Source organism: Saccharothrix coeruleofusca (assembly GCF_017876325.1).
Taxonomy (GTDB): Bacteria; Actinomycetota; Actinomycetes; order Mycobacteriales; family Pseudonocardiaceae; genus Actinosynnema; species Actinosynnema coeruleofuscum.
The window spans coordinates 4,807,675-4,830,306 of record NZ_JAGINV010000001.1; the positions used below are offsets into that span (position 1 = coordinate 4,807,675).

The window sequence follows — 22,632 nt, forward strand, 5'->3', positions numbered from 1 at the left end:
GACCGGTGCCGCGCTGGGTATGCTCCGCCGGTGATTCGGGACTTCACCGCGGGTATCGCCTTGTTCGCCAGGGGCTTCGGCCTGGTCTTCGGCAGGCCGCGGCTGCTGCTGATCGGCGCCGTCCCGGCGGTGGTCACGACCGCGCTGCTGATCGGCAGCGTGGTGGCGCTGGGCTACTGGGTCGACGACCTGGCCGTGTGGGTCACCCCGTTCGCCGAGCTGTGGGATCCGCCGCTGCGCTCCGCGGTGCGGTTCCTGGCGGCGGTGTCCATCCTCGGCGCCTACCTGGCGGTGGGGCTGCTGCTGTTCACCGCGATCACGCTGGTGGTGGGCGGCCCCTTCTACGAGCACATCGCCGAGACCATCGAGGACACCGAGCTGGGCGGTGTGCCGGAGGCCGAGCGGGTGAGCTGGTGGCGGTCGGCGTCGGTGGGCGCCCGCGACGCGGTGCTGCTGGTGGGTCTGGCGCTGCTGTGCGCGTTCCCGCTGTTCCTGGCCGGGTTCATCCCGCTGATCGGGCAGACCGTGGTGCCGGTGCTCGCGGTGTGCGTCAACGCCTCCCTGCTGGCCGTCGAGCTGACCGGCATCCCGTTCACCCGGCGCGGGTTGCCGCTGGACGTGCGGCGGCGGGTGCTGCGCCGCCGCCGGGCGCTGACGCTGGGCTTCGCCGTGCCCGCGTACCTGCTGTGCCTGATCCCGCTCGCGGCGCTGGTGGTGATGCCCGCGGCGATGGCGGGCGGCACGGTGCTGGCGCACCGCCTGCTCACCGAGTCCGAGATCGGCTGAAGGGCGTCCGCGCGCCCGCCTGGATCGGCTCGTAGTCGCGGTCCTGAGTGGACGCCGCACGGAGCCGGAAACGTTGCGCGCCGGGGGAGCACGGTGCTCCCCCGGCGCGCGGCAGGGGTCGGTCAGGCGTTGATCTGCGCCTGGATCTCGGTCGCGTAGGCCGAGACCCGCGCGTAGACGCCGGGGTAGCCCGCCGACGCGCAGCCCTGGCCCCACGAGGTGATGCCGATCAGCTTGCCGCCCGCGACCAGCGGACCGCCCGAGTCGCCCTGGCAGGTGTCGGTGCCGCCCTGGGTGTACCCGGCGCACACCATGTGCGCGGACTTGTAGCTCGTGCCGTAGGAGCTGGTGCACGAGGTGCTGCTGACCACCGGCACGCTCGCCTTGAGCAGGTAGCGCGAGGCCGAGCCGCCCGAGGAGGTGGTGCCCCAGCCCAGGATGGTGGCGGACGTGCCCGCCGCGTACAGGCCGGTGTCGGCGGAGGTGGCGAACGGCAGGGTGGCGTAGTTGAGGTTGCGGTCCAGCGTGAGCACCGACACGTCGTAGCCCTGGGTCGCGGTCCGGTAGCTCGGGTGGATCCAGATCTTGTTCACCCGCGCGACCACGCCCGCGGTGGAGTTCTTGTCGTCGCGGCCCGCGACCACGCGCACGGCCGAGGCCGAGTCGCCCACGGTGCAGTGGGCGGCGGTGACGACCTTGTTCGGGGCGACCAGGGTTCCGCCGCAGTACTGCGAGCCGCTGGAGGTGGCCAGGTAGACCACCCACGGGTACTGGCTGGTGCTGGCGCGCGTGCCGCCCACGATCATCGGGCTGACGCCGCTGTCGGTGGTCGGCTGGGCCGAGGCCGCGCTGATGCCCGAGACGGGCAGCAGCAGCGCGGCCCCGAGCACCACCAGCCACGACCGCAGGCGGCGCAGGGTTTCCGCCATGATCATCTCCTTCGGTTGTCCACCCCGGCGAGGGGGTGTGCACAGCGCAACAGAGCCACCACGGCGCGCACAAGATCCAGTGGTCGTAGGCCATTCGGCCGTCTTGACGGGGACGTGGTTGACTCCCCTCGACCCGTTGCAGACGCGTGAGGAGTGTTGTGATGGCCCTGAGCAAGCCCGAGGTCGAGCCGCACCAGGGGCCCGCGCCCACCGACCTGGTGGTGGAGGACCTGGTCGTCGGCGACGGGCCCGAGGCGGCGCCCGGCCAGTTCGTCGACGTGCACTACGTCGGGGTGGCGCACTCGACGGGCAAGCAGTTCGACGCGTCCTGGGACCGCGGGGAGGCGTTCAGCTTCCCGCTCGGCGGTGGCCGCGTCATCGCGGGCTGGGACCGCGGCGTGGTGGGCATGAAGGTCGGCGGCAGGCGCAAGCTGGTCATCCCGCCGCACCTGGGCTACGGCGACCGCGGCGCGGGTGGCGTGATCAAGCCGGGCGAGACGCTGGTCTTCGTGGTGGACCTGCTCGGCGTGCGCTGAGCCGAGCGGCCCGGTTCCGCGCTGCTCCGATCGGAGCATTTGACCGGAGTGCGGAACCGGGCCCGTCCCCGCTGCGTCATCCTCACGAGCACGAACCGGTCATCAGGGGGGTGAGGACGTCGTGCCCGAGGACATCGCCGGGTCCGAGCGGATGCTCCAGCAGTGGCAGCAGAGCATCCAGCAGAAGGCCGAGCGCTACCAGGACATGGCGGCGCGCGTGCAGGGCATGACCATCACCGAGGCGTCCAGGGACGGCGCGATCCGGCTCACCATCGGCTCCAACGGCATCCTGACGCACCTGGAGATCGCCGAGTCAGCCCGCGACAAGCGGATGGCCGAGGTCTCCGCCGAGGTGATGCGGACGCTGCAGAAGGCCCAGTCCCGCATCCCGGAGCTGCTGCGGCAGGCGATGGCGGAGACCATCGGCACCCGGGACGAGACGGCCAACGTGCTGTTCGACGAGGCGAAGCGGAACTTCCCCGCGCCACCCGCCGAGGAGGAGCCGCCGCCGGTCAACCGGGAGCTGCGGTTCGGCATCGAGGACGACCACCCCGCCCCGCCGCCACCGCCGACCACGCGCCGCCCGCCGCCCAGGCCGCGCGGGCACGATGACGACGACGACTTCGGCGGGCAATCGTTCTTGTCCTGACAGGACTTCCGGGGGATGACGTGGCTGGTTTCGAGATCGTCGCCGAGACGCTGGAGGCGCACGGCAAGCAGTTGGCCGACCTGAGCTCCCGCTTGCAGGGCGCCGTGGACGCGGCCAGGACGGTGAGCATGCCCACCGACGCCTACGGCATCATCTGCCAGCCGTTCCGGATGATGCTGGACCCGGTGGAGCAGTGGGGCCTGGACGCGCTGGGCGGCGCCGTGGAGGCGATGGAGGCCGCGGGCAAGGCGGTCCAGGACACCGTGCGCCAATACCGGGAGATGGAGGAGTCCATCCGGGACAGCTTCAAGGGCGGTGAGTGATGCCGCCGGAGAACGACCTGGTGGCCGCCCCGCCCGCGGAGTCGGGCTCGTTCTTCACCGCGGGCACCGGGGACAACGGCTGGGCCACGGGGATCTCCATCGCCGAGTCGGCGATGGACACCTTCAACGGCATCAAGGACGGCAACTGGGTCGAGGCCGGGCTGGGCATGGTCGGCCTGGCCGCGGACGCCGCCGCGATGGCGGTCGACCCGTTCGGCACGCTGCTGTCCTCGGCGGCGTCGTTCCTGATGGAGCACATGCAGCCGCTCAAGGAGATGCTGGACTCCTTGGCGGGCAACCCGCCGGTGATCGAGTCCTACTCGACCACGTGGAACAACGTGGCCACCGAGCTGGGCAAGATCGCCGAGGACTACGCCGCGGCGGTCAAGTCCGGCACCGAGGGGTGGACCGGCGCGGCGGCCGAGCAGTACGCCGCCAACTCCAAGGTGCACGGCGACGCGCTGGCCGGGGCGGCCTCGGCGGCCGGGTCGGTGGGCACCGTGGTCGGGCTGATGGGCATGGTCGTGGGGTTCGTGCGCGAGATGGTGCGCGACCTGATCGCCGACCTGGTGGGCAAGCTGATCGCCTGGGTGCTGGAAGCGGTGTTCACCCTGGGGTTCGGCACGCCGGTGATCGTCGCCCAGGCGGTGACCGCGATCTCGAAGTGGGCGGCCAGGATCGCCAAGCTCATCCAAGACCTGCTCAACACCATCAAGAAGGTCTCGCCGCTGCTCAAGCGCCTGGTCGAGGTCTTCGAGAAGGTCATGAAGGTGGTGGGCAAGCTCGCGGGCAAGGCCACCGGCCTGGACGTGCTCAGCCCCAGCAGCGTCAGGCACGGCGGGTTCCTGCAGACCGGCCGCGCCGACATCGACACCCCCTCCGGCTCGCGCGGCGGCTCCGACAGCGGCTCACCCGGCGGTTCCGACAACGGTCCGACCAGCAGCACCCCATCCAGCAGCACCCCATCCAGCAGCTCCCCATCCAGCAACTCCCCATCCAGCAACTCCCCATCGAGCAGCTCTCCGTCGAGCAGCTCTCCGTCCGGCAGTTCCCCCGGTGACCACGACGCGCCCGGCTCCACGCCGTCCTCGGCGGACCGGCCCGGCAGCGGCAGCACCACCACTTCGGCCACCACCCCCGCCGCACCGGAGACGAGCGGCCCGCCCCGCACCGGACGCACACCGGAAGCCGACCACACCCCCAGCGGCAGATCCGGCCCCGGCAACACCCCCGGCGGCCCGGACACCGACATCCCACCGCCGCGCAGCACGCCCGACCCCACCTCACCCGGCCGCGCCCCTCTGGGCGAACAACGCGGCGGGCCGATGGGACAGCCCAGCCCGCACAGCGGTGGCGGCTCACCGACCCCGCACAGCGGCAACACCGGTTCGCCTTCGCCGAGCACGTCCCCAGGCCCTTCCCCGAGTCCGTCGCGGGTGGACCAGACCCACTCCGCCACCGCAGCGGCACCCCCGACTCCCCCGCGCGCCGACCAGCCGCACACGTCGGCTCCGCCGAACACCACTCCGCAGGGCAGTGCCCCCGCTACGACACCGGGTCACGCCCCCGGCGGCAACTCCCCCGGCAGCTCGCCCGGCGCCGGTTCGCCTCCCGGTGCCAGGCCCGGCGGCGGAGGCGGCTGGAGCGGCACTCCCGGCAGCCGTGGCGACCTCGGTTCCAGCGTCTCCAGCGGACGCGGACCCGAAAGCCCGCGCCCTTCCTCCTACGGCCCCTCCCACGCCGGTTCCCCTTACCCCGACCCCTCGCACACGAGCCCTTCCGCCCCCGGCCCATCACATCAGGGCTCGCCGCACTCCGGGCCGCACACCACCACCCCATCCCACGCCGGACCTCCGCACGCCGGACCTCCGCACGCTGGTCCGCCCGGCACCGGACCGACCCGCATGGGCCCACCTCACACCGGCCCCGCCCACACCACCCCTCCACACGCGGGCCCGTCCCACGCCGGTCCCCCGAACCAGCGCGGACCGCAGGGCCCCGGCCCGCGTCCGAACAACCCCGCACCCCCGCCCCGCCCACGCGGTGCCGACGGCCCCTCGGTCCCACCGCCCCGGCCGCACCCCCACGGCCCGACGCCGCGCGACCGCGGTGGCGCGCCGGGCGTGCCGCACCGCGATCCGAACACCACACCGCCGCCACGCCGTCCCGACGGCGTGCCCCAGCAGTACCGCGACCCCTACGACGCGCCGCCACCACGGCACACCCCGGACGGTCCTCCCGCGCCGCGACGCGCCCCGGACGCCGGCCCACCACACCGCAACGAACCGGACGCCGCCCCACCCGCGCACCGGGACGCCGACGCACCGACACCCCGACGCGACCCCGACAGCGACCCGACCCCGCACTCGGACACCCCGCACCACGACGCGGATCGCCCGAGCATCGACGAGGCGCACGCGCGGCACGGCGAGACCACCCCGGCGGGCATCTCGCACCACCGGGGCGATGGCGACATGGGCGACCTGCCCCAACGCGTCCCGCATGACCCGCGCTACTTCACCGCCGACGTCCACATCACCCCCGACGGCCGCGCACGCATCGGCAACCACACCTACAGCCCCGAGGAGTACGGCGACCTGCTGCGCCGCAACGGCTGGGACGGCAGGACTCCCATTCGCCTGATCGGCTGCGACGCGGGCAGCAACGACTTCGCCAACCGCCTGTCCCGCCACACCAACGCCGACGTCCTGGCCCCCACCAAACCCGCCTGGACCGACAGCAACGGCCGCGTCTACACCAGCGACGCCGAAATCGGCCCCGACGGCACCCGCAGGCCCAAGATCCCGCCCAACGGCGAGTGGGAGACCCACCGCCCCGACGGCACCCGCACCAAGGCGGGCGAAGACGGCTTCGTCCCCGGCACCCACGACAAGGACAAGTCCGACCTCGACCCCTCCGACGCCCGCGACCGTGGGAAGGGCGACGACTCCTGGCGTCGGGAGGTGGGCGAGAAGTCCGGTCTGACACCCGAGCAGAAGCTCAGGGACAACGACTACATGCGGAAGCACTTCCACCTGCGGAAGACCGGCGACAGGTGGGAACTCGTCATCAACCCCTCCAAGTCCGTGGACATCGACGGCAAGTCGGTCAAGTCGGTCGACGTGCCGCCGGGTTGGCGACCACCCGACGGTCATAACATCCGCGCAGTCGACTTCAGCGAGCTCGACGTGAAGTTCAAGGATGACCGCCCACCCGCGTTGCCCGCCGAATTCCACGGTCCGCTGAGGGATCACCGCGGCCAAGTCGACCCTGCCTTGGTGCAGCAGAACCAGGACTTGATCGACCGGCGCAGGCAGGCGATCGAGGAGGCCAGGCAAGCGCCTGACGGAACGCCCGAGTACAAGGAGGCGCAGCACCGGGCATCCCAGCTCGGCGAGCAGCTCGGCGAACGCGGTGGCGAGCAGTTCATGGACGACCACTACCCCGGTGCCACGCGAGTGGACCCTGGTCTGGGCGGCGGGAACCGGTTCGACATGGTGCACCGCCTCGACGACGGCCGCTTCGTCATCCTGGAGTGCAAGGGCCCGTACGCCACCCGCGATGCCGCGTGGTCACTCGACGGCAATTGGGTGGAGCAAGGCCACCCCGACTACTTCGAAAAGAAAATTCACGACATGCTCAACGCCAAGCTTTCCCGCGCGGGCGAGGCGAACATGCGAAAGGATCTAGCAGCGGAGGGCAAAACGCCGGATCAGATCGATCAGGCCATCGCGGACCACAAGACGAAGCTGGAGCAGGAGCGCGAGATGGCGAGGCAACTGGACGAGGCTCGCAGGCCTCAGGCGCTCGCTGCGCACGTGCGCGAGAACTTCGGCATCAGCGAAGCGGAGATCGACCGCCACCTGCGAGAAACTGGTGACGACCGCGTCAAGCGGATGACGGACGCGGAGTTCCAGGATTACAAGGCCAAAGTGGGCTACGACAAGTTCTACCAGCACAAGGTCGAAGAACTGCGCAGCCCTCAGCGAGGTGCCGCCCCCGATACCGAGCCGAAGTCTCCGCAGGAACTGGCAGCAGACCAACAGCAGGCCGACCGACTGGAGCACCTGCGTCGCCATGGCTTGGTCGAGTACCACCTCGTGACCGCGAAGACCACCGGCTCAGGCGCGAACGAGCAGTACAACGGGTACGTGTCGGACGAATTCATCATGGACTGGCAGCAGTCAGCGAAGGTCTAGGAAAGGTCGCACAGCCATCATGCTCGAAGTAAGCCGCCACACCACCTACGCCGAAGACGCCGTTGAGGCATTGGACAGGCTCGATGACGACGTCCGCAGGGGCGTCGAAATGGTCGGGGGCTACACGGGCCGACTGAACCTCCTCTTCATGTCGGCAGTGGACCGGGTCGGCCATCAGGCGGTGGTCGACCCGCGAGCGGAGGCCAGGGAGAGCTGGCTCGGTCTGGTGTTCGCGCTCGATGTGGGCATGGCGATCTTCACCGTCGCCTCCGCCGAGAAGGGCTCGGACCTGACCTGCCGGATCGGTGAGCAGGAGTACCTGCTCACCGCGACCGGCCCGGTGTCCTACGCGTCACCGCAGAACTGGCTGACCACCCTCTGGCTGGCCATCACGGCCAGGGACGGCGGCGCACTGCAACACCTCGCGAACGTTCCGGCCGAAGCGCTGGGCGCGGGCACCGCACCCGAGTACCTCCACGACATGGTGCGGATGTTCCAACTGTTCCTCCACCGCGAGCCAGGCGTCGAGGCCGCACTCAACGCCGCCCTGCGCAACAGCGACCCCGCCCAACTCCCCGAAGGCATCCGCGACTACACCACACACATCTCGTTCCCGATCATGACCCTGTTCCACCACCTGCTCCAAGAAGGCAACGAACAGCAGTTCAACGACGCCCTCGCCGAAGCACTGCAACAGCACAAGACCTACTGGTCGACCGACGACGAACGCGAGGAATCACCCCTGGGCTACATCGCCCTGGGCCCCCTCGCACTGGCCGCCATGGCACACGACACCGGCACACAGATCACCGTGACCTCCGACTACCTCCCCACAGGACTGCTCAACGGCACCACACGCATCGAAAACGCCTGAGCTTTCCACACGATGTATTGATCCGTCCACGTAGCTGAGCACCCGAGCGCGAAGGCGACGTAGGCGATGCGAGTCAGCAGCGACGAAACGACCATGGATTCAACCTCGCGCGTCCTGCACCACGGAAGACCATTTACCGGCGAACTGGTGGATACCGACGAAGAGGGCAGCACGGTTGCGATCACCACCTACGCATACGGTATCGAACACGGTCCTCAGCAAGAGTGGTACGCCAACGGCGCAAAGCAACTCAAAGGTCAGTGCGAGCGAGGCGCGGCGGTGGGTGAGTGGCGACGGTGGCATCCCAATGGCCAACTCGCCGAATATAATCTGTTCAACAAGTACGGCGAACTGCTCCGCCTGCAACGCTGGGACGATGCGGGCACGCTCCTGGAGGACCGCGGATCGGGTGTTACCCGCAGTCTGTAAGTAGCTGTTTCCGAGCTACTGGGGTCGGGTGAGTCGGCAGCTGGTGATGCGGATCATCGCCCAGCGGACCATGGCCTCGTGGTGGCGTAGTCGTTCGTAGTCCCGGACGCAGCGGCGGTGGCCGGTGATCCAGGCCGGAGTGCGTTCGACCACCCACCTTCTGGACAGCACCGCGAAGTACCGCACCTGCGGGCGTTGCACGATCTCCACCACCAGGGGCAGCTTCCGTCGCCGCCGCGCACACCGCCTCGGCGTCGACGTCGGCGGGCGCGGCCAGCACGGCAGCCCGCAGAGCGTTCTTCAAGGTCTTGCACTGCTCGGTTCTCGCCGCCTTCACCGCCGCCGGTCCGGCCTTGGCGGTGTCCCACGACTCGGGCAGGAACAGCCGCCAGTCCAGCGGACACGACGCCGTGTCGGTGACCGCGTGCACGCTCGCCCGATCTGACAGTTCGCGACCTTGCCCAAGGTTCTGGAGTACTGCCGGGCCACGCCCGGCGAGAGCGAACGCCTCCAGGTGGTGCCGCACGACCAAGAGCTCATCCGGGGTCACCGGAGCATGAAACTACTCGCACCACCCGACGCCCCACGACACGCCGACCTAACAAAGCCCTACTAGGGGCTGTGGAACGCAGCGGTGATGAGCCCGAGGAGTCCTCGGCGGATGACCTCCGCGCTGCGTTGAACAACTAGTGGGTGGAGTACGTGGTCCGACCACGGGTTACCCAAAATCCGAAGTCGACCACCCACACGTACCGTGGTTTTGATCAAGAGCCCAGTGTCCTCTACCCGGAAACAGGTGGGCAGCAGCCGTGATGGCAGTGCCGCGCCACGAGGTGGACCACGCGATGGCCGAGCGGAGGATCGCGCGCTTCTCCGCGAGGCTGCCGGAGTTCATCTCCCAGGCGGAACAGACGCCACTGGCCCTGACCAGCGTGCTGGACAGGGCCTTGATGCTCGCCGCGTTGCGGACGGTGTCGGCTCCGAGCGGCGAAGACGTGCGCGGTTGGGATGACTTCGTCACCGCCATGCAAGCCGCATCGGCGCTGTTCGCGGCGGTCGACACGTCGACCGAGTCGATCGAGTGCACCGTTGGCCGCAAGCTGCGCATTCCGACCACCGCACCGGGTCAGCACAATCGAGCCGGATATTGGCTGACGGCGGTGTGGCTGGCCGTAGTCTGCCGTGAACAGCAGCGGCTGACCATGCTGGCCGCGGTCCCCGATGAGGTGATGCGCGCGGCGGGGGTCGACTACGACGCCTACATGTGGGCTTGGGTGGAGACCCTGCGCACGTTCTTCCGCAATGGTCCCGACCTCGACGCCAAGTTCGCCTCCACGGTGGAACTGGCGAACAGCGCGTCGAACACGCCCGAGGAGCTGATGACCCGGCTGATCTACCCGCCGATCGAACTGCTGTATCACGTGCTGGACCGCAACGCGGACGGGTTCAACGCGTCGTTGCGGCGCGCGCTGGAGCTGCATCGGCAGCACTGGTCCACCAGCGGCCGGGCAAATGACCCGGACGGCTTCATCGCACTGGCTCCGCTGGCGATGGCTGTGCTGGCGAGAGAGGTGGGCATCGAGGTCGACGTGGAGTCCGAGTACCTCCCCCGCTGTTTTCTGTCCGGCGCGTGGGTCGGCGAAATTTCGACCTCCTGAGCACTCGCCTGCCTGCTGACGTGTTCCGCGTCAACAGGCAGGCGAGAACCAGACGACAAGATGACTCGGGCAGTGCGTATGGCATGCCCCAACGCCGAGCAGGCGTCCGAACGGCTGGCAGTGCTGTCGGCTACCCCAGGCGGTGCCGCGCAGCATGTGGCGCGCCCCGCACCGACGAGTTCATCCGGGCCTGGCTGGGCGAGGGCCGACTCGGTAGCACTCACGGCAGACGGGATCGGGGGCGTTGGAAGAGGAGTACGACTTCCTCGCGCACAAGATCGAGGAGCTGACCAATGGTCAGGTACCGATGTTTAGATCGTTGGCCGCAGCCACCGACCGGAGAGCCGCGACTACATGATGGTCGATGGCGTCCGCATGGCTGATCACTCGAACTACCGCGCTGGTAGGAAGGGCGGAGAGCCGAGTGAAGATCGGCAGCAGAGTGGCTGAAAGGCTCGGCCTGCCGCCCAATCCGCGCATCGTGGACGTCGTCGAGGCGGTCCGCCGCCATCGACCGGGGCAAGGGGGATGCGCATGATCGCCGATGATGAACTCGCCGAGGTCATCGACATACTGAAGTCGCCTGACACGTATCGCCGCACCACCATGTTGGGGGTGCTGGCCAAAGACCCCAGCGGCGACCCACGCCTGCTGCCCGCCGTGGAGGAACTGCTGACCGACGAGACCCCTGACCTGATTAGCATTCCTCTGCTGTTCGGCGAGGTCCGTTGGCTCGCCGCGCACGCCCTGGTTGCCGAACGGCGCGCTGCTGCCGTACCCACCCCCGTAGAGCTTCGAGGCGTCCCCGAACCATTGACTTCGGACGAGTTGTCGTACCTGGTGGACGAGCACGGCCTTCCACGCGAGGGCGGCGTGCATGGGATGTTGGCGTCATTCGTCGCGCTACGCGAACACGGTCTGCTGCCGGTAACCGATCTACGCCTGACGGTCGAATCGGACGGATGAGTGTGCTACAGCCAGACGAGCAGACCGCAGCAGGCGCGATCCGTGCGACCTTCGAGCGAGTCCTCTCCGAGGGGTTGAAGCCCGAGTCGGTCACGGGTGCGTCGGACGAGCAAATCGATGCCATGGCCGCTGAACAGGGGGCCGCGGGCGTGCCCGCAGCGGCCCGCGAGGTGCTGCGGTTGATCGGTGTCAACCATGGCCTGTGGCTGGCGGGTAGTTCGCTCGGGGTGTCAGCGGTCGGGGCCAAGTCGAAGAAGAACGCGCTGGCGACGTTGGCCCAACTCGACGACAACCCCTTGGGCGACGCCGAGGGCATGCTGGTCCTCACCGAGCACCAGTCGTACACCTACCATGTCGTGGACGGCACCGACGTCAACCAGGCCGACCCGTCCGTCCGGGGCATCACCGAGGGTGAAGGGGTCGTCAAGTACTGGCCCAGCGTGACCAACTGGTTCGAGAACATAGAGCCGGGTGTCAAGAAGTACCGCTCACGCCTGCGCCTGATGCGGCAGATCGGCGACACGTCCACCCCTCCCTGGGCGGAGCACATCAACCTCGACTGAGCCCCAGCGTGTCCTGCACGACCCGCGCTACTTCACCGCCGACGTGCACATCACCTCGGACGGCCGCGTCTACACCAGCCACGCCTAGACGAGTAATTCCTAACTCGGTCAGTGGTCGTAGGCGGTCAGGGATCGGGTGACGGCCTGTCCGGTGGCGCGGTTGTGCCAGATGGCGGCGGTCAGGGCCAGCAGGCGTTGGGCGACGCGGACGCCGACGCCCTCGATGGTGCGTCCGCCGTGCTGTTCCAGGTTGAGCTGGCCTTTGAGCGTGTCGTTGACCGACTCGATGAGCTGGCGGACGGACTTGAGCAGCGGCTCGCCGGGGTGCGGGGTCCGGTTGCGGTAGGAGGGCCGGATCAGCCGGACCCGGCGTTCGGCGAGGAACCGGTCGAGGTCGCGGGAGACGTAGCCCTTGTCGGCGATGATCAGCAGGCCGGGGCGGTCGGCGAGCAGGTGGGGCTCGTGGTCGCAGATCGCCATGAGCACCTCCCGTTCGTCGATCTTGGGATCGGTCAGGGCCCAGGTGACCGGCAGGCCGGCGGGGGTGCAGACCAGGTGCAGGCGCAGGCCCCAGAACCAGCGCGAGTGCGAGCGGCAGTAGCTGTACTTGGCCCAGCCGGCCAGCTCCGAGCGCTTGACGGTGGGGCGGGAGCGGCCGCACTCGACCGGGGTGGAGTCCACGATCCAGGTGGTGTCGGTCCACAGGTCGGTGTCGGCGGCCAGCAGCCGCATGACCCGTTTGACCAGGGGCAGGGCGGCGCGCAGGCGGCGGTTGCAGCCGGACTGGCCGGGCAGGTACGGGAACGCGCCGGGCATTCGGGCGGGCAGGAACCGCAGCCAGCGGGCCTCGGAGGTGAACCCCAGCAAGGCCTGGGCCACCGCGAGGGTGATCAGTTCGGCGTCGGTGAGCTTGGGCGGTCTGCCCATACGGGGCCTGCCCGCGAGGAGCAGGTCGACCGGATCCTGCGGTGGGTCTGCGGGCGGCTGCTGGACACCGCTCCACCCGGTTGGCGCAGGCTGGACCTGAAGGTCAGCATGTTGTCCACTGTGGACGACCTCGTCTACTCGGTGGTCATGCCGGACGGATCCACGCGGGCACACGAGTTCCCCGATGACCTGCCCGCCGCCTTCAGCGACGTGCGGCACCTGCTCTACGAACCAGATCTGGGCACGTGGTTCTCAGTGCGGCTGGTGCTGGACCCGCCGGACTCCTTCCGGGTGAGCTTCAACTTCGAAGTCGATCCGGTGTGGGATCCGCCGATCGACCCCGCGGCGTACGCCGCGGATCTGGAGGTCTACCCGCGCTCTGCGGCGAACACCCCCGACTGGCTGCGTAGGGTGCTCGCCGTCGAGCAGTCCGCATGACCGAGGGCCCGCGCCAGGGAGGAACGCACCGATGACCAGTCCGGCACCGATCAGCCCCGAGCAGCAGGGCGCGTACGCCCGGCGGATCGCCGACCAGTTGCTGCAGACGCTGCCACCGGGGTGGGAGTACGCCCAAGTGCACTTTCGCGAGATCGGCCACCACGGGGAGGTCAACGCGATGGTGCAGAACGTGGCGGGCGGGATGGAGCAGTGGTCGCCGCCCGCGGCCGTGGCCGAGCGGTTCCACGAGCTGCGCGAGGCCATGCTGGGTGGTGACAACGCCTGGTACAGCGCGCGGTTCGAGGTGTGGTTCACGGGTGAGCAGAAGTTGCGGATGAACCGCAGTGAGGAACCGCGGTGGATCTCGCCGCCCCCGCCCGAGGCCTATCAGGAGGAGCTGCGGCTCTCAGGTGGCTCAGCACAGGTGCTGCCGGACTGGTTGCGCGCGAAGCTGGGCTGACCCGCCGGACTCGCACGACTGGTCCGCGCACCCCGCGCGCGGTCGATAAGATCAGCGGACCGAGTCGGGGGGAGCCGAAGGGGTGTTCGTCGCATGAGCCAGCCAGCCACACCGCTGACCGAGCAGGAGCAGCAGCAGCTCGTGCGGCGGATCGGCCGCGCGATGCTCCCGGCGATCCCGCCCGGTTGGCAGCGCATCCGGGCCGAGTACCGGGCGGCGGGCAGGCACATCGAGGTGGACCTGGCGTTCGCGGGCCCGGACGGGCAGTGGCGGCCGGTGCGGCCCCCGATGGACGTGGTGCAGCTGTTCGGCCAGCTGCGCGTGGGCATGTACGACGAGACCAGGGGCACCTGGTTGAGCGCGGTGTACGAGATCGAGGCGCCCAGCGCGTTCGCGGTGGACTTCAACGCCGAGGACGAGCCGCGGTGGCGCAACGCTCCGCCGGTGATCGGCTTCCAGGACGAGCTGCGCACGTTCCCGCGCGCCGACGAGCGCATCCCGGACTGGTGGCGGCAGCGGGTGGGTCTGCCGCCGCTCCAGCAGGCCGGTGCCGAGCTGCGCACCGCGCACGTCTACGACGGGCGCGACCAGTCGGGGCGACCGGTGGTGAACCGGCCGCCGGTGGACCCGCAGCTGCGGGAGGCGCTGCTGGCCTACTTGGAGGCGGCGCCGGTGGTGCTGGCCGCGCGCGACCTGGACGTGGACGAGTTCGCGCCGGGCGACCGGGACGTGCCGCTGAACTTCCGCACCGACGGCACCTGGATCTGGGCCGGTGCGGTGCCGCACTACCTGCGCAAGCACGGTCTCCCGCCGCAGCCGGAGCTGGTGGCGCACATCGTGGGCCGGGGTTTCCGGCCGGTGGAGGTGGACGAGGCCACCAAGGGCCGCGCGGTCGAGCTGATCACCGGTCAGTAGTCGCGTCAGCAGCCGCGTCAGTCGTCGCGTCAGCAGCCGCGTCAGCGGTCGCGGGCTTGCGGGCGGCCAGCACGGCGAGCACCACCAGTCCCGCCCAGACGTAGGCGTCGCCGACCACGTGCTGCCACCAGCTCCACGCCAGTTCGCGGTCGGCCTCGTGCGGCAGGTACCACTGGGGCGCGATCAGGAACAGCGCGAGCAGCACCGCCAACGCGGTCAAGGCCTGCGGCGGCCGGGCGCGGACCAGGCCGGTCAGCAGGATCAGGCCGGGTGCCACCCACACCCAGTGGTGCGACCAGGACACCGGGGAGATCAGCAGCCCGCCGACGGCCACCGCGAGCAGCGCGGAGACCTCGTCGCGGGAGCGCCGCACGGCCACCCACACCAGCGCCACCACGGCCAGGCTCAGCAGCGCCCACGTGGCGGACTCGGCCAGGCCGGTCAGGCCCAAGCGGTGCACCACGCCGCGCAGCGACTGGTTGCCGACGTAGGCCAGCCCGCCGACGCGGCCGGGGTCCAGCAGCGAGTCCAGCCAGTACTGCTTGGTGTCGGTCGGGGCGAGGGCGAGGCCCGCCAGGCCGAAGCCCACGAAGGACGCGACGGTGGTCAGCACCGGCTTCCACCGCCCCCTGGCCAGGAAGAACAGCACGAAGATCGCGGGGGTGAGCTTGATGGCGGCGGCGAAGCCGATCAGCAGGCCCCTCGGCCAGCGGGTGCGCGGCAGCAGGCAGTCCAGCGCGACCAGGCCCATCAGCAGCAGGTTGATCTGGCCGAAGTCCAGCGTGGCGCTGACCGGTTCCAGCACCAGCGATCCGGCGGCCACACCGAGGCCGACGAGCAGGGCCTGCGCGCCGCGCCCGTAGACGTGCCGCGCGGTGACCAGGCACACCAGTGCCAGCAGGGCCAGGCCGGTGCCGGTCCACAGCAGCACGGCCATGGACCACGGGACGACCGCGAGCACGCTGAACAGCACGGCGGCGATCGGCGGGTAGGTGAAGGGCAGGGCGGGGCCGTCCAGCGGCTTGGGGAAGCCCTCGGCGTAGAGGCGCACGCCCTCCAGCCACGCCTGACCGCCGACGCGGTAGACGCGCAGGTCGATCAGACCGGTGCCGGAGCGCGCCAGCACCACCGCCAAGGCGACCGCGAAGGCGACCGCGACCACCGCCAGCCAGACGCCGACAACCCGCTTGTCCGGGCGAACCAGAACGGCCACGACCACCCCCATTGCTGTCCGCGCGGCATCGTATCGACCGGGGTGGTGAGGTCGGGGTCACGGCTCCGCGGGGCCACGCCGCGTGACAATGGTTACGTATCGTGGCACGATGTGTGCGCACAGTCGCGACGTTCCGGCATTCGAGTTAACTATGCGCACAAGAGCGCACGCCCAGGATACTCTGTGCGCATGAGCCCAGCGTTGGAGACGGTCCTGGCGAAAGCCGGCTTGCAGGTCACCCCTGACGAGTTCCTGACCCTCGTCGCCGATGCGGCCAAGCGGCTGGCCCCACCCAGCCCGGAGCCCGCGGGCTACTTCAACCTCGACGAGCAGGAGGCGCTGACCGACGTCGGGCTCGACCTGAGCCCGCACGGCCCGGCCGACGACCAGTCGCGCGCCCGGACCGTCGTGGCGCACGCGGTGCTGCGCGACTCGGCGGTGACCGTCGCCGAAGCCGCCCAGCAGCTGCGCGTGGACACCAGCCGCATCCGGCACCGGCTGGCCATGGGCCGCCTGGTCGGCTGGAAGGACCGGGGCAGCTGGCGGCTGCCCGCGTGGCAGTTCGCGGGCGCCGGGGTGCTGCCGGGGCTGGAGGCCGTGCTGGCCGCCGTGCCGGACGACCAGCCCGCGCTGGTGGTGGCCGGGTTCATGACCACCGAGCAGGCCGACCTGCTGGTGGACGGCGTGCCCACCACCCCGCGCGAGTGGCTGCTGGCCGGGGGTGACCCCCGGCGCGTCACCGCGCTGGCCGCCCAGCTGGGCACGCCCGCCTGATCATCCCCCGACCCCCAGGACCCGAATGTCTCGGCTTCCCCAGCCGCCCGCTCCCGCCGTGCTGCAGGCCGCCCTGCGCCGCACCGAGGACGTGGTGGCGGTGCACCGCGCCACCCGACTGGTGCGCGTCTTCACGGCAAAAGGGCTGCACCCGCAGCGCTGGAACAGCTTCCGCTACACCGGTCCGCTGCCGCACGCCCGCTTCGACACCCAGGAGCCGGGCCCGCACGGCGAGCTGACCCACGCCCCCGACCAGGGGGTGCTCTACTTCGGCCTGTCCGTGCGGACCAGCATCGCCGAGGTGTTCCAGGCGACCTCGGTGGTCGACCGCCGCACCCGCAGCCCGTTCCTGGTGGTGCTGCGGCCCCGGCGCACGCTGCGGCTGCTGGACCTGGCGGGCCTGTGGCCCACGCGGGTCGGCGCCTCGCAGGAGATCAGCTCCGGCCCCAAGCACCTGACCCAGGCGTGGGCGCGCACGATCCGCGCGGCCTACCCCGAGCTGGACGGGCTGTGGTACCGGTCGTCGATGGACGCCGCCGAGCCCGCGGTGTGCCTGTGGGACCCGCCGGGCGGCACCGGCCTGCCCGCCTCGCCGGACGTGCTGCTGCCGCTGGAGCACCCCGGACTGGACCTGCCGCTGGCGCGCGTGTGCGAGGAGCTGAACTACACCCTGCTGGGGTGAGCGCGGCGACGGCGCGGCGCGGGCAGGAACCGGGCGTAGCGCACCTCGGGCAGCACCTGCTCGCCCAGCTCGTAGCGGTGCACCACCCCGTCGTGCCGCCACCCGTGCGCCTCGTAGAAGGCGCGGCTGCCCGCGTTGTCCTGGAAGACCCACAGCACCGCGTACCGGAAGCCCTGGTCCACCAGGTGCTTCAGGGCGGCCTCGTGCACCTGGTGGCCCGCGCCGGTGCCGCGGTAGCGGGGGTCGGCGTAGATCGCCACGAGCTCGCCGGTGTTCAGGTCCGGGTGGGCGTCCTCGGCCTCCCGGACGGCGTCGACGGCGCAGTACGCGCCGATCTTGCCGCTGCCCTCCACCGCGACGAACACCCGGCTGGGCGCGGGCAGCGCCAGCACCCGCAGCCAACCGGGCACCCGGCTCTCCGGGAGCATCCGGTCCAGCACCGCGTCGTCGACGAGCCCCCGGTAGGCGTGCTGCCAGGCGTCCACGTTGATCCTGGCTATCTCGTGCGCGTCCTCGGGCTCGCCCACCCGCACGGTCCACTGCATCCGGTGAGCGTGCCGCAGCACGGGCGGGCTCCGCTAGGTATTGCGCGAACCCTCGCGCGAACCACCGTGCGAAACACCGCGCGGCCCGCCCGTGCAGACGTACCCGGAGTAGCTCACGTTCTTGGTGGAGAACCGCGCCGGGCGGAACCGGTCCGGGTCCAGGTCCTGGAACCGGGTCCGCACCACGTCCTCGAACAGCCGCTCGGAGATGACCAGCACCAGGTCCTCCCCGCACTCGGCCAGAGCACGCCGCACCACGTGCGCGTCCAGCAGACGGCAGGTGACGATCGGGGCGTCGCCGACCAGGCCGAACCGCCCCGAGGTCAACGTGCCGCAGTGCATCGCCAGCCGCATCCGCAGCGGGGTGCCCGCGCGCCGCAGCTCGCCCAGCGCCTCGGTCAGGTGCTCGGTGAAGCGCGCCACCACCCAGGCGGTGTCGCTGTCGGCGGGCAGCACGGCCAGCTCGCCGTCGCCGCGCAGCTGCCGGTACCACCGCGAGCGGTCCAGGCCCGCGCGGCGCGCGGCCTCGTCGAGCACCTCGCTGAGCCGGGTCTGCACCCGTGCCTGGTCCAGCGCGTGCAGCTTGCTGTAGCCCTCCACGTCCACCGCCACCACGAGCCGGTAGACCAAGCCGTCCAACGGGACGTCCAGTGCCACATCGGTCATCGTCACGCCGACTCCCTGGGGTGTGCGGGGGTATCACCGGGTTTGCCGGAATCGCGGGCGATCCCGTCCAGCAGCACGCGGTCCAGCACGGTGATCGTCCGGTAGCCCATGCTGATCACCCCTCGGTCGCGCAGGACCCGCAGCTCCTTGCGCGCGGTGTCCTCCTCCGCGCCGACCAGCGCGCCCAGCTCCCGCTGCGTCAGCCCGAGGTCGAGCGTGACGCCGTCCTGGCCGCTGCGGCCGTAGTGGTTGCACAGCTCCACCAGCACGCGGGCCAGCCGGACCAGGGCCGGGTAGCCGTTGAAGTCGACCCTGCGCTTGTCCGCCCACCGCAGCGTCTGCATGATCATCCGGGACAGCGCCAGGTTGGCGTCCGGGTGCTCGCGCAGGTAGTCGCGGAACTGCGCGGCCGTGAAGACCCGACCGTGCCCGTCCGCGCACACCGTGATGGTGGCCGACCGCGGATCACCGCTGAGCGCGGCCATCTCCCCCACCACGTCGCCGCCGACCTTGATGTTGAGCAGCGCCACGCGGCCGTTGTCCAGGGAGATGGTGGCCTTGACCAGCGTCCGGCACAGCAGGACCACCTCGTCGGACTCGTCGAGCTCGTGCATCAGCACGTCACCGCGCCGGAACTTCTTCGGCCTGCCCAGCCGCAGCAGCGCCTCCTGGGCGGGCGGGGCCAGCATGTCCATGAACGTCCCGGTGGGCCACCTGCCCACCCGGACCGGGGGAATCACCGTCACCCTCCACCTCCTCGCCAGAGCAGTCAGTCTGCCGTGGCGGACCGGGAGGGGATTAGGGATTTCGCCGTGTTTGATCGACCCGGTTCCCACCGGGTCGATCGAACACGGCTCGGGGCATCAGCTCAGGTGCCGCGCCCACCAGGCCAGGACGGCGTCGAAGCGCTGGGCGCGGTGGCGGGGCTTGCCCGAGCGGGTCAGCTCGTGGCCCTCGCCGGGGAAGACCAGCATCTCCGCCTCCACGCCGTTGCGGCGCAGCGCCACGAACATGCGCTGGGCCTGCTCCAGCGGGCAGCGCCAGTCGTGCTCGGAGTGCACCACCATGAACGGCGTGGTGATCTTCTCCGCGTAGGTCAGCGGGCTCATGGCGCGCTGCGCTTCCAAGCCGGGGCCGCAGTAGGCGTCGGTGAAGAACCAGCCGATGTCCGACGAGCCCGCGAAGGAGTCCCAGGCGTTGACCGCGCGCTCGCTCCACGCGGCGCGGAAGCGCCCACCGTGGTGCGCGGCCAGCCAGGAGGTCATGAAGCCGCCGTAGGAGCCGCCCATCACGCCCACCCGGTCGGCGTCCAGGTCCGGCCTGCTCAGCGCCACGTCCAGCACCGAGAGCACGTCGTCCACGTCGACCGTGCCGAACGCGCCGATCACCGCCTGGCCGTGGGCCTGGCCGTAGCCCGCCGAGCCGCGCGGGTTGGGCAGCACCACGGCGTAGCCCGCGCCCGCGTAGACCTGCGCCTCGTCGAAGAAGCCCCAGCCGTGGTACATGAACGGGCCGCCGTGCACGGCCAGCAGCACCGGGTGCGGGCCCTCGCCCTCGGGCAGCACGAGCCAGCCGTGCACCGGGTAGCCGTCGGAGGCGCTGCCGGTCAGCTCGACCACCTGGTGCAGCGGCACCGCGGAGCCGAAGTCGGTGAGCCTGTCGCCGCCGACCAGGACCACGTCGCCGGTGGTGTCGGGGCCGGAGACCACCGCGACGACGCGGTCGCCGTCCGCGGCGAAGGACTTGACCTCGGCGCGCTCGCCCGCGAGCAGGTCCAGCCGGTCCAGGGGTGCGCCCTCGGCGTCCAGCGGCACCCGGCGCAGCTCCACCGCGCCCCGGTTGCGCACCGCGACCAGCACGCCCGCACCGGTGACGACCGGCTCGCCCGAGGCCCTCTCGCAGTCGACGGTCTCCTCGTCGGTCAGCCTGCGCAGCCGGTCGCCGTGGGCGTGCCAGAGGCCCAGGTTGCGCGCCACGCTGTGCACGCCGGTGAAGCGCGTGCCGAAGAAGAGCACGCCGCCGTCCGCCAGCGGCACGGGGGTGTCCGCCGAGCCCTCGGAGCGCACCAGCAGCTCGGGCTCGCCGCCCGCGGCGGGCAGCCGGTACAGGTCGCGGTGCAGGGTCTCCACCGCGCCCAGGTCCCGCTCGGCGGAGAACACCAGCCACTCGCCGTCCGGGGTCCACGCGGGTTCGCCCAGCCAGAAGGTGCCGTCGGTCAGCTCGACCGGCCGCGCCCGCGGGTCGAGCGCGTCCACGACGTGCAGCCGGGGGTGCCGGTCGGTGGTGAAGCCGATGTCGTCGAGCCGGTAGTCCAGCCGCCTGATCAGCCGGGGGGCCTCGGCGTCGGGCGTCGGCTTCTCGCCGTCCGCCAGCTCGGTGCCGTAGCGGCCCGCCTCCGGGATGCGGGCCACGACGGCCAGCCGCCGGGAGTCGGGGGCCCAGACCGGGGTCGCGGCGCCGAGGGGGAAGTCGGTGACCTTGCGCGGCTCGCCGCCGTCGGCGGGCATCACGTGCACCTGCGAGGGCTTGCCCCGCTCGCCGCGCAGGAAGGCGACCCACCGCCCGTCCGGGGAGATGCGCGGGGCCGAGTCGCGCTCGCCCCACGTCCACTGCCGCGCCCCGCCGCCGTCGAGCGGGACGCGCCACAACCCTCCCCGGTAGGTGTTGGCGGCCACGTCCGGGGTGGTCACGTTCACCAGGGCCAGTTCGCCGCGGAGGGCGACGGAACCGGGGAGGGTCAGCGACTGCAAGTCATCAGGGCGCACGATTCAGCACGGTACCCCAGATGTCCTTAGCAAAGCTCACGAGAATATTGACGCTCACACAGCGCCGCTGCCCGCGTCACTGCCCAGGCTGTTTCGCCTGCTCCTCGTGGTGCGCCTCGCCGACGTGCTTGACCGCCGCCGGGTCGCGCCGGACCTTGATGAGGCTGGCGACCGTGGTGATGGCCAGCACGCCCACGATCACCGAGAGCGACAACTCGATGCCGATGGTCGGCACGTGCAGCGGCTCCCCGCCGTTGAGGAACGGCAGCGAGTTGGTGTGCAGCGCCTCCAGGATCAGCTTCACGCCGATGAAGCCCAGGATCACCGACAGGCCGATGGACAGGTAGACCAGCTTGTTGAGCAGACCGCCCAGCAGGAAGTACAGCTGCCGCAGGCCCATCAGGGCGAAGGCGTTGGCGGTGAAGACCAGGAACGGCTCCTTGGTCAGGCCGAAGATCGCCGGGATGGAGTCCAGCGCGAACAGCAGGTCGGTGGTGCCGATGGCGACCATGACGATGAACATCGGCGTCACGAACCGCTTGCCGTCGATCTTCACGAACGACTTCGAGTCGTGGTACTGGTCGGCCACCGGGAAGACCTTGCGCACGAACCGCAGCGCGGCGTTCTCCTTGTACTCCTCCTCTTCCTCCTCGTGGTCGGTGCGCGCCAGCTTGTAGCCGGTGTAGATCAGGAACGCGCCGAACAGGTAGAAGACCCAGGAGAACTGCGCGATGACCGCGGCGCCGACGGCGATGAAGATGCCCCGCATGACCAGCGCCATCACGATGCCGACCAGCAGCACCTTGTGCTGGTGGATCGCGGGCACCTTGAAGGTGGTCATGATGATCAGGAAGATGAACAGGTTGTCGACGCTGAGCGAGTACTCGGTGATGTACCCGGCGAAGAACTCGCCCGCGGGGGTGCCCCCCGCGAAGAACCAGATGCCCAGGCCGAACAGGATCGCGACGCCGACGTAGAAGACGACCCAGCGGGCCGCCTCCCCGATGGTGACCTCATGGGGCTTGCGGTCGACGATGAACAAGTCGACGGCCAGCAGGACCAGCAGACCTGCGATGGTCGCAAGCCAGAGCCATGCGGGGACTGCCATGTAAGAACCTCCGGTGCACCGCGCGCACGCCAATGACCGGAGGTCTCCTCCGCCTGCGGTGCGAACCGCCGACCGGTGGTGCCGGGAACCTCACGCCAGGTTCCGTGCTGACGACACCGCCGTTTTAGGGAGTACTCCCCTCCATTTTGCATACAGTCTCATGCATGACCGCCCCTCGGCGCCACCGGGGGTGATCAGCCACACCCCGACGGCAGGCGACTCGCTGA

The 22,632-nt window shown here is 70.5% G+C and carries 24 protein-coding genes and 1 pseudogene; 15 read left to right on the forward strand and 10 right to left on the reverse strand.

Annotated features, from left to right (window positions below; genetic code table 11):
* Positions 1–30: 30 nt before the first annotated feature.
* Positions 31–786 (forward strand): EI24 domain-containing protein, encoded by a 756-nt coding sequence (locus JOF41_RS21365; RefSeq protein ID WP_209621445.1) that lies wholly within the window; start codon positions 31–33, stop codon positions 784–786.
* A gap of 122 nt (positions 787–908) precedes the next feature.
* Here JOF41_RS21365 and JOF41_RS21370 read toward each other — a convergent pair whose 3' ends face one another.
* A complete protein-coding gene (locus JOF41_RS21370) occupies positions 909–1,715 on the reverse strand; it encodes a S1 family peptidase (RefSeq protein ID WP_189223236.1) in 807 nt (268 codons plus the stop codon).
* 161 nt (positions 1,716–1,876) lie between these two features.
* On the opposite strand from JOF41_RS21370, the gene JOF41_RS21375 reads away from it, so the two are divergent.
* From JOF41_RS21375 to JOF41_RS21400, 6 genes are all read left to right on the forward strand, one after another.
* Positions 1,877–2,251: an FKBP-type peptidyl-prolyl cis-trans isomerase gene (locus tag JOF41_RS21375; RefSeq protein WP_276515706.1), complete on the forward strand. Its 375-nt coding sequence runs from the start codon at positions 1,877–1,879 to the stop codon at positions 2,249–2,251.
* 121 nt (positions 2,252–2,372) lie between these two features.
* Positions 2,373–2,900, forward strand: coding sequence for a YbaB/EbfC family nucleoid-associated protein (locus JOF41_RS21380; RefSeq protein WP_209621448.1), 528 nt, complete (start codon positions 2,373–2,375; stop codon positions 2,898–2,900).
* Positions 2,901–2,920: 20 nt separating this feature from the next.
* Positions 2,921–3,223: a type VII secretion target gene (locus JOF41_RS21385; protein WP_189223233.1), complete on the forward strand. Its 303-nt coding sequence runs from the start codon at positions 2,921–2,923 to the stop codon at positions 3,221–3,223.
* Positions 3,223–7,422 (forward strand): DUF8616 domain-containing protein, encoded by a 4,200-nt coding sequence (locus JOF41_RS21390; protein WP_209621451.1) that lies wholly within the window; start codon positions 3,223–3,225, stop codon positions 7,420–7,422. Before JOF41_RS21385 ends, JOF41_RS21390 begins: the two co-directional genes overlap by 1 nt.
* A 19-nt stretch (positions 7,423–7,441) precedes the next feature.
* Entirely contained in the window at positions 7,442–8,296 is an 855-nt protein-coding gene (locus JOF41_RS21395) for an immunity 49 family protein (protein WP_209621454.1), read from the forward strand.
* 66 nt (positions 8,297–8,362) lie between these two features.
* The gene (locus tag JOF41_RS21400; protein WP_189223230.1) at positions 8,363–8,725 is read left to right on the forward strand and encodes a toxin-antitoxin system YwqK family antitoxin; all 363 of its coding nucleotides are present in this window, start codon (positions 8,363–8,365) and stop codon (positions 8,723–8,725) included.
* 15 nt (positions 8,726–8,740) lie between these two features.
* Here the strand turns inward: JOF41_RS21400 and JOF41_RS38655 are convergent, their stop codons facing one another.
* Together JOF41_RS38655 and JOF41_RS37300 are read right to left on the reverse strand one after the other, a co-directional pair.
* Positions 8,741–8,938 (reverse strand): transposase, encoded by a 198-nt coding sequence (locus tag JOF41_RS38655; RefSeq protein ID WP_189223229.1) that lies wholly within the window; start codon positions 8,936–8,938, stop codon positions 8,741–8,743.
* Positions 8,939–9,089: 151 nt separating this feature from the next.
* A pseudogene (locus JOF41_RS37300) lies at positions 9,090–9,226 on the reverse strand (transposase); the annotation flags it as partial.
* Positions 9,227–9,537: 311 nt separating this feature from the next.
* On the opposite strand from JOF41_RS37300, the gene JOF41_RS21410 reads away from it, so the two are divergent.
* From JOF41_RS21410 to JOF41_RS21420, 3 genes are all read left to right on the forward strand, one after another.
* Positions 9,538–10,383: an immunity 49 family protein gene (locus JOF41_RS21410; protein ID WP_209621457.1), complete on the forward strand. Its 846-nt coding sequence runs from the start codon at positions 9,538–9,540 to the stop codon at positions 10,381–10,383.
* Positions 10,384–10,917: 534 nt separating this feature from the next.
* Complete coding sequence (locus tag JOF41_RS21415) at positions 10,918–11,349, forward strand: hypothetical protein (RefSeq protein ID WP_209621460.1); 432 nt, start codon at positions 10,918–10,920, stop codon at positions 11,347–11,349.
* Positions 11,346–11,912 (forward strand): hypothetical protein, encoded by a 567-nt coding sequence (locus JOF41_RS21420; RefSeq protein WP_229795460.1) that lies wholly within the window; start codon positions 11,346–11,348, stop codon positions 11,910–11,912. The genes JOF41_RS21415 and JOF41_RS21420 overlap by 4 nt, the downstream gene beginning before the upstream one ends.
* A gap of 108 nt (positions 11,913–12,020) precedes the next feature.
* Here the strand turns inward: JOF41_RS21420 and JOF41_RS21425 are convergent, their stop codons facing one another.
* The gene (locus tag JOF41_RS21425) at positions 12,021–12,863 is read right to left on the reverse strand and encodes an IS982 family transposase (RefSeq protein WP_189223350.1); all 843 of its coding nucleotides are present in this window, start codon (positions 12,861–12,863) and stop codon (positions 12,021–12,023) included.
* Between the two features lie 84 nt (positions 12,864–12,947).
* Here JOF41_RS21425 and JOF41_RS21430 point away from each other — a divergent pair, with 84 nt between their 5' ends.
* From JOF41_RS21430 to JOF41_RS21440, 3 genes are all read left to right on the forward strand, one after another.
* Complete coding sequence (locus JOF41_RS21430; protein ID WP_189223358.1) at positions 12,948–13,277, forward strand: hypothetical protein; 330 nt, start codon at positions 12,948–12,950, stop codon at positions 13,275–13,277.
* 31 nt (positions 13,278–13,308) lie between these two features.
* Positions 13,309–13,737 carry a hypothetical protein gene (locus JOF41_RS21435; protein ID WP_189223225.1) on the forward strand — a complete coding sequence of 143 codons (429 nt, stop codon included), beginning with the start codon at positions 13,309–13,311 and terminating at the stop codon, positions 13,735–13,737.
* Between the two features lie 93 nt (positions 13,738–13,830).
* Entirely contained in the window at positions 13,831–14,652 is an 822-nt protein-coding gene (locus JOF41_RS21440) for a hypothetical protein (protein ID WP_189223224.1), read from the forward strand.
* Here the strand turns inward: JOF41_RS21440 and JOF41_RS21445 are convergent.
* Positions 14,639–15,865, reverse strand: coding sequence for a glycosyltransferase 87 family protein (locus tag JOF41_RS21445; RefSeq protein ID WP_209621463.1), 1,227 nt, complete (start codon positions 15,863–15,865; stop codon positions 14,639–14,641). The genes JOF41_RS21440 and JOF41_RS21445 overlap by 14 nt on opposite strands.
* Before the next feature lie 189 nt (positions 15,866–16,054).
* On the opposite strand from JOF41_RS21445, the gene JOF41_RS21450 reads away from it, so the two are divergent.
* Together JOF41_RS21450 and JOF41_RS21455 are read left to right on the forward strand one after the other, a co-directional pair.
* Positions 16,055–16,639, forward strand: a complete 585-nt coding sequence (locus JOF41_RS21450) for a DNA-binding protein (RefSeq protein ID WP_189223222.1) — start codon at positions 16,055–16,057, stop codon at positions 16,637–16,639.
* A 25-nt stretch (positions 16,640–16,664) separates the two neighbouring features.
* Positions 16,665–17,321 (forward strand): RES family NAD+ phosphorylase, encoded by a 657-nt coding sequence (locus JOF41_RS21455; protein WP_189223221.1) that lies wholly within the window; start codon positions 16,665–16,667, stop codon positions 17,319–17,321.
* On the opposite strand, the gene JOF41_RS21460 is transcribed toward JOF41_RS21455, so the two are convergent.
* The 5 genes from JOF41_RS21460 to JOF41_RS21480 form a co-directional block, all read right to left on the reverse strand.
* Positions 17,303–17,887: a GNAT family N-acetyltransferase gene (locus JOF41_RS21460; protein ID WP_307867489.1), complete on the reverse strand. Its 585-nt coding sequence runs from the start codon at positions 17,885–17,887 to the stop codon at positions 17,303–17,305. The genes JOF41_RS21455 and JOF41_RS21460 overlap by 19 nt on opposite strands.
* A gap of 12 nt (positions 17,888–17,899) precedes the next feature.
* A complete protein-coding gene (locus JOF41_RS21465) occupies positions 17,900–18,532 on the reverse strand; it encodes a nucleotidyl cyclase domain-containing protein (RefSeq protein WP_209621466.1) in 633 nt (210 codons plus the stop codon).
* A gap of 2 nt (positions 18,533–18,534) precedes the next feature.
* Entirely contained in the window at positions 18,535–19,278 is a 744-nt protein-coding gene (locus JOF41_RS21470; protein WP_229795456.1) for a Crp/Fnr family transcriptional regulator, read from the reverse strand.
* A gap of 117 nt (positions 19,279–19,395) precedes the next feature.
* Entirely contained in the window at positions 19,396–21,297 is a 1,902-nt protein-coding gene (locus JOF41_RS21475; protein ID WP_189223218.1) for a S9 family peptidase, read from the reverse strand.
* Between the two features lie 76 nt (positions 21,298–21,373).
* Positions 21,374–22,405, reverse strand: a complete 1,032-nt coding sequence (locus tag JOF41_RS21480; protein WP_209621469.1) for a TerC family protein — start codon at positions 22,403–22,405, stop codon at positions 21,374–21,376.
* Between the last annotated feature and the right edge of the window lie 227 nt (positions 22,406–22,632).

Bases quoted from the DNA above. Each gene is read 5' to 3' on its own strand.
- JOF41_RS21465 (WP_209621466.1), bottom strand. From the start codon at position 18,532: ATGACCGATGTGGCACTGGACGTCCCGTTGGACGGCTTGGTCTACCGG.
- JOF41_RS21455 (WP_189223221.1), top strand. From the start codon at position 16,665: ATGTCTCGGCTTCCCCAGCCGCCCGCTCCCGCCGTGCTGCAGGCCGCC.
- JOF41_RS21450 (WP_189223222.1), top strand. From the start codon at position 16,055: ATGAGCCCAGCGTTGGAGACGGTCCTGGCGAAAGCCGGCTTGCAGGTC.
- JOF41_RS21480 (WP_209621469.1), bottom strand. From the start codon at position 22,405: ATGGCAGTCCCCGCATGGCTCTGGCTTGCGACCATCGCAGGTCTGCTG.
- JOF41_RS21410 (WP_209621457.1), top strand. From the start codon at position 9,538: ATGGCAGTGCCGCGCCACGAGGTGGACCACGCGATGGCCGAGCGGAGG.
- JOF41_RS21390 (WP_209621451.1), top strand. From the start codon at position 3,223: ATGCCGCCGGAGAACGACCTGGTGGCCGCCCCGCCCGCGGAGTCGGGC.
- JOF41_RS21430 (WP_189223358.1), top strand. From the start codon at position 12,948: ATGTTGTCCACTGTGGACGACCTCGTCTACTCGGTGGTCATGCCGGAC.
- JOF41_RS21395 (WP_209621454.1), top strand. From the start codon at position 7,442: ATGCTCGAAGTAAGCCGCCACACCACCTACGCCGAAGACGCCGTTGAG.
- JOF41_RS21370 (WP_189223236.1), bottom strand. From the start codon at position 1,715: ATGGCGGAAACCCTGCGCCGCCTGCGGTCGTGGCTGGTGGTGCTCGGG.
- JOF41_RS21415 (WP_209621460.1), top strand. From the start codon at position 10,918: ATGATCGCCGATGATGAACTCGCCGAGGTCATCGACATACTGAAGTCG.
- JOF41_RS21400 (WP_189223230.1), top strand. From the start codon at position 8,363: ATGCGAGTCAGCAGCGACGAAACGACCATGGATTCAACCTCGCGCGTC.
- JOF41_RS21435 (WP_189223225.1), top strand. From the start codon at position 13,309: ATGACCAGTCCGGCACCGATCAGCCCCGAGCAGCAGGGCGCGTACGCC.
- JOF41_RS21440 (WP_189223224.1), top strand. From the start codon at position 13,831: ATGAGCCAGCCAGCCACACCGCTGACCGAGCAGGAGCAGCAGCAGCTC.
- JOF41_RS21420 (WP_229795460.1), top strand. From the start codon at position 11,346: ATGAGTGTGCTACAGCCAGACGAGCAGACCGCAGCAGGCGCGATCCGT.
- JOF41_RS21375 (WP_276515706.1), top strand. From the start codon at position 1,877: ATGGCCCTGAGCAAGCCCGAGGTCGAGCCGCACCAGGGGCCCGCGCCC.